The organism is bacterium, from assembly GCA_018812485.1.
Classification (GTDB): domain Bacteria; phylum JAHJDO01; class JAHJDO01; order JAHJDO01; family JAHJDO01; genus JAHJDO01.
Genome location: JAHJDO010000143.1, coordinates 1 through 2795, shown reverse-complemented (window position 1 = coordinate 2795; position 2795 = coordinate 1). Strand labels below are relative to the sequence as shown.

The following is a 2795-nucleotide window of genomic DNA, read 5'->3' as shown; positions in this document are numbered from 1 at the left end:
TTCAAAGCGGCCAGCTGTTCCGGTTCAAAGCGGCCACCGATTCCGGTTGAATCCGGCCACTTTTTGGACGGGGCCGGAATGTGAAGCGACGCTGGATAACGACTCCAAAATGGGTCATGATTCCTCTTTTCAAAGGAGGATCGAATGGCCCGAACGAGGTTATCCATGCGAAAAATCAAAGAAGCCTTGCGGCTGAAGGCTGCGGGGCTGAGTTGCCGAGCGATCGCCCGATCGTGTCTTATCGGCAAGGAGACGGTGCGGGAGTATTTGGGACGAGCGGTGGAGGCGGGCCTGAGCTGGCCGCTTCCGGAGGGCTTGAGCGAAGAGGAGCTTGAAAGCCGACTTTTTCCTTTGGGTCCCGACACCTCGCGGAAAGAGGCGGCGGCGGAACCGGATTGGGTATTGGTCCACGGTGAGCTTCGCAAGAAGGGCGTCACCCGTCAGCTTCTGTGGGAAGAATATCGGCTCGGCTTTCCCCGGGGGTACAGCTACTCGCAATACTGCGAACGGTATCGGCGGTGGACAAAAATCTTGAACCCGGTCCTGCGGATGCCGCACAAGGCGGGCGAAAAGATGTTCGTCGACTACGCGGGGGTCACCGTTCCCTACACAAACCGCGAGACGGGGGACGCTCGAGAGGCGCAAGTGTTCGTGGCGACACTGGGCGCCAGTTCGTCCACCTTTGCCGAAGCGCAAGCCTCCCAGGAGCTGGTGAACTGGATCGGCGGCCACGTCCGGGCGCTGGAACACTTCGGCGGTCGTCCGGCGGCGGTGGTTCCCGATAATCTGAAGAGCGGCGTGACCTCGGCTTGCTTCTACGAACCCGTGATCAACCCGACGTACCAGTCCTTGGCGGAATATTACGACATGGCCGTCCTGCCGACTCGGGTCCTCGCTCCGAAACATAAAGCGAAAGTCGAAACCGGCGTCCGCGTGGTCGAGCTCCTCTTGGCCCGATTGCGGAATCGTCAGTTCTTCAGCCTTCAACAGATCAACGATGCGCTCCGGCCGTTGATGGAGGAACTGGACCTGCGGGTCATGGAGCATCTTGGAAAAAGCCGCCGACAGCTGTTTGAAGAGCTGGACCGTCCGGCCCTGCGGCCGTTGCCGGCCGTGCCGTTCGAGATGGCCGAATGGGTTTGGGCCCGGGTGCACATCGACTACCACGTCGGCTACGCCAAACATTACTACAGCGTCCCCTACCGCTATCTTCACAAGAGGGTCGAGATCCGGGCCACCGCCCAAACCGTGGAGGTTTTTTACCAGAGAGAACGGATCGCATCCCATGTTCGCGACGACCAACCCTACCGCTTTACGACCCGGCCCGAGCACCGGCCGGAGTCTCATCGGGCGGTGCTGGAGTGGAATCCGGAGAGGTTTATCTCGTGGGCCGAACGAACCGGACCGTTGGTGGCCGAGATGGTCCGCCGGATCATCGAGAGCCGCCCGCATCCGGACCAGGGGTATCGGGCATCGCTCGGGCTGATGCGGTTGGGAACTCGTTACGGCAACGCGCGGCTCGAAGCGGCCTGCGAGCGGGCCCTGACGTTTGGACTCGTCTCTTATCGCGGCGTGCGCAACATCTTGGAGGCCGGGATGGACCGGCTGAAAAACGAGACGTCCGTGGTCGGCCCCGAAAAGCCGCACGGTAATCTCCGCGGCCCCGGCTATTACTCATGAGGGAAGACATGAAAATCGTTTATAGGTCAAATAGACGCGATGTTTTCGGCAGGAATCGCAGAAGAGGGTCATTTATCGCCGCCCAGGGCCGACTCTCCAACACGCGCGTTCACCGAACGCCCGTCCTGGGTCAAAGGCGGAGGCTTGGATGTTAGTCCAACCGATCATCGACAAGCTCGGCTCCATGAAACTCGCCGGGATAGGTGAAGGGCTCCGGGAGCAGATGGAAAATCCCGCCTACCGAAAGCTCTCCTTTGAGGAACGGCTGGGCCTGCTTTTGGATAAGGAATGGAATCTTCGTCAGACGCGAAAACAGACGCGCCGGATGCGGGTGGCCCACTTCCGCGAGGCCGCGGTCATCGAGGATCTCGACTTCTCCGTTTCCCGCGGTCTCAACCGTTCCCAGGTTCTGGCCCTCACCCAGGAAGACTGGATCCGTAGTCATCTGAACGTCATCATCACCGGCCCCACGGGCGCGGGCAAGACCTACCTGGCCTGCGCCCTGGGCCAGTCCGCCTGCCGCAACGGCGTCTCGGTCCGCTATTTTCAGATCGCCAAGCTCCTCCGGAAAATCACCTACGCTCGGGCCGACGGCTCCTCGCCTAAGTTCCTTGAGATCTTGGCCAAGACCCAACTCCTGATTATCGACGACTGGCTGCGGAATCCTCTGACGGAATCCCAAACACCGGACCTTCTGGAGATCCTCGAAGATCGTTATGGCCGGGCCTCCACCATGCTCGCAACCCAGATCCCGGTCTCCGACTGGCACGATCGTTTGGGAAACGCGACCCTTTCGGACGCGGTTATGGACCGCATCATCCACAACGCTTACCGGCTGGAACTGTGCGGGGAATCCATGCGGAAACGCCGCTCCCCCTTGACTCATTCCGGCCACAAGGAAGTATAATGAGCATCCACCGTCGCTTCGCTCCGATCGGTGTCCGGTTTGAACCGGAACAGGTGGCCGCTTTCACCGGAATATCCACGCAATAAGGCAAGTAATAGGAAATGGCGCGAATATCATCGAAATCACCCTCTTTTGCCCTTCTGTTGCCTGATCTTACCTTCTGGTTCAACGAAGCAAACAAATATGACCATATACGAACATATGGTAC

The 2795-nt window shown here is 59.6% G+C and carries 2 protein-coding genes; both read left to right on the top strand.

Annotated elements, in window-relative coordinates; all coding sequences use genetic code 11:
- The first annotated feature begins 165 nt into the window (after positions 1–165).
- Positions 166–1680, top strand: a complete 1515-nt coding sequence (gene istA, locus KKC91_12420; GenBank protein ID MBU0479351.1) for an IS21 family transposase — start codon at positions 166–168, stop codon at positions 1678–1680.
- Positions 1681–1828: 148 nt separating this feature from the next.
- Entirely contained in the window at positions 1829–2587 is a 759-nt protein-coding gene (gene istB / locus KKC91_12415; GenBank protein MBU0479350.1) for an IS21-like element helper ATPase IstB, read from the top strand.
- The last annotated feature ends 208 nt before the right edge of the window (positions 2588–2795 follow it).